Source organism: Deinococcus pimensis DSM 21231, from assembly GCF_000519345.1.
In the GTDB taxonomy this organism is placed as follows: Bacteria; Deinococcota; Deinococci; order Deinococcales; family Deinococcaceae; genus Deinococcus_A; species Deinococcus_A pimensis.
This window is the reverse complement of the sequence record NZ_KI912628.1, coordinates 1-1090: the sequence shown is the minus strand read 5'-3', so window position 1 is coordinate 1090 and position 1090 is coordinate 1. Positions and strand designations below refer to the sequence as shown.

2 protein-coding genes are annotated in these 1090 nt (G+C 72.5%); one reads left to right on the top strand and one right to left on the bottom strand.

Annotated features, from left to right (window positions below):
- Window positions 1-519, bottom strand: a 519-nt coding sequence (locus DEIPI_RS38840; RefSeq protein WP_211238235.1) for a hypothetical protein, incomplete at its 3' end; no start/stop codon positions are given.
- A 73-nt stretch (window positions 520-592) separates the two neighbouring features.
- Here DEIPI_RS38840 and DEIPI_RS0103510 point away from each other — a divergent pair.
- Window positions 593-1090, top strand: a 498-nt coding sequence (locus tag DEIPI_RS0103510; protein ID WP_045233582.1) for an SDR family NAD(P)-dependent oxidoreductase, incomplete at its 3' end; no start/stop codon positions are given.

Here is a 1090-nt window from a genome sequence, read left to right as displayed (position 1 = left end):
CAGCAGCCGGGCCGCCTCGCCTGTGGGCTCCGCGCCGCCGAGGGGCGCCCCGTCCTCCTCGCGTGAGGTCAGCAGCGACGACACGCCCAGCGCCACTCCTCCCAGGAACGCGGGCCACGCCAGCGCCGCGACGAACGCCGCCACCTCCTCCGTGCGGTGCACCATTCGCCAGTGGATCAGGATGTTCCACCAGTCGTGCGCGTCCGGATCGTCCCCCAGCAGGGGCAGCGCCCGGTCCCGCGCGTCCGCCGCCCACAGCAGCGTCAGGGCCGCGAGCATGGGCCGCCGCTGCAGCCAGAAGCCCAGCGCGAACCCGAGCGGCGCGAGCACCTGCAGCAGCGACCCGCCGAGCTGCGTGAGCACGGTCACCCCGAAGATGCCGAACAGGCCTTGCCCGAGCTCGTGCGTCACGAAGTCCAGCCAGTACAGCGGCGAGCCCGTCGCGTTCCGGGTCAGGATCAGGACGAGCGCGTAGCCCGTCGCCACGAGCAGTCCGAGCGCCCTCAGGGCCCACGTCATGCCCTCACTGTACGGCTCCCCGCGCGCCGGACGTTCCATTTTCCGCACCGGGGGACGCGCTATGCTGGTCCGCATGGCCCCGAACCTCGACGCGCAAGTCATCGCGATCACGTCCGCCGATCAGGGCTACGGACGCACGCTGTCGCAGGCCCTCGCGCGCGGCGGCGCGAGCGTCGTGCTGATCGGCGGGAACGTCGAGACGCTCTCGCAGCTCGCGTCGCACATCGAGTACGAGGGCGGCACCGCCATCCCCCTCAAGGCGGACGTGGGCGTGCCGCTCGACTGGATCAGCGCGCAGACCCGCGTCCTGGAGATCTTCGGAGCGCTGCACGGCGTCGTGCACCTCGCGGACAAGCGCGCGCACAGCGCCTTCCCGCAGCTCAGCGAGGGCGAGTGGATGGACCTGTTCAACTGCAACGTGAAGTCCACCGTCGGCATCGCGCAGGTGCTGCGCCGCCGCCTGCCGAGCACGTGGCTCACCTTGATCGGCCCGCACCTCGACGAGACGGGCCTGCACGCGCCACCGCAGCGCGGCGCCCTGCGTGGGCTCGCGGAGGCCGCGCACGAGGAG